The following is a 778-nucleotide window of genomic DNA, read 5'->3' on the forward strand; positions in this document are numbered from 1 at the left end:
CCCCATAGCTTTTCGCAGTTAGCCGCGTCCTTCTTCGGCTCCCAGTGCCAAGGCATTCCCCTTGCGCTCTTTGTAGCTTGACCATGTGATTCTTTGGTTCTTCAAAATTGTAGTTTTTCTATCAGATGAATCTTCTTAGAATAACAACTTTTTCTCACTTTATCTGCTTCTCGCTTTATTCAGTTTTCAAGGTACAACCTGAGGTTGACGCACGTCGCGGGTCAGCTTTCAGTTCAAAGAACCTTGCCTGTCGCGGCCTTTCCCAGCCATCAGATTACACACAATACTCTTTTCCATTTGCATGGACCAGAACATCATATGAACACACAGTGTCTTTCGTCGCGCCTTTGCCCGCCGGTTTCCCAAACTTGCCGTCGCGGATTTAAGATACCATATGTATTTGTGGACTCTTTCTGTTACGCGGGCACTTTGCCAGCTGTTTCCAACCCGCCCTGTGCGCGGCGAAACGGACTTCGTCCGTGGTGGGCTTAATACTCGAGTCACACTCTGCCTAAACGGCTTACGTGGTCCTCGTAATGTATTAATCCCAAGCGCACTATCGTGCGCTGGTGGGCTTAAGTGGACTCGAACCACCGACCTCACGCTTATCAGGCGTGCGCTCTAACCGGCTGAGCTATAAGCCCATATTGTTCCGGCTTTGAGGCTATCCGGTCTTTCTGCCACTATAGCCAGTATTTTGCAGACTTCCTCTGCGGTTCTCTCCGCGACCGCGAGCCTTTTCATTTCTGAAACGCCCCGGCGCGTCGTGACCGCGGAC

At 50.9% G+C, this 778-nt stretch carries 1 tRNA gene and 1 rRNA gene; both read right to left on the minus strand.

The features are described from left to right. Positions 1-83 (minus strand): 23S ribosomal RNA (locus tag CAFE_RS15805); the annotation flags it as partial. A 484-nt stretch (positions 84-567) separates the two neighbouring features. After that, positions 568-644 (minus strand) — tRNA-Ile (locus CAFE_RS15810). Positions 645-778 lie beyond the last annotated feature (134 nt).

Source organism: Caproicibacter fermentans, assembly GCF_009746625.1.
GTDB classification, from domain to species: Bacteria; Bacillota; Clostridia; order Oscillospirales; family Acutalibacteraceae; genus Caproicibacter; species Caproicibacter fermentans.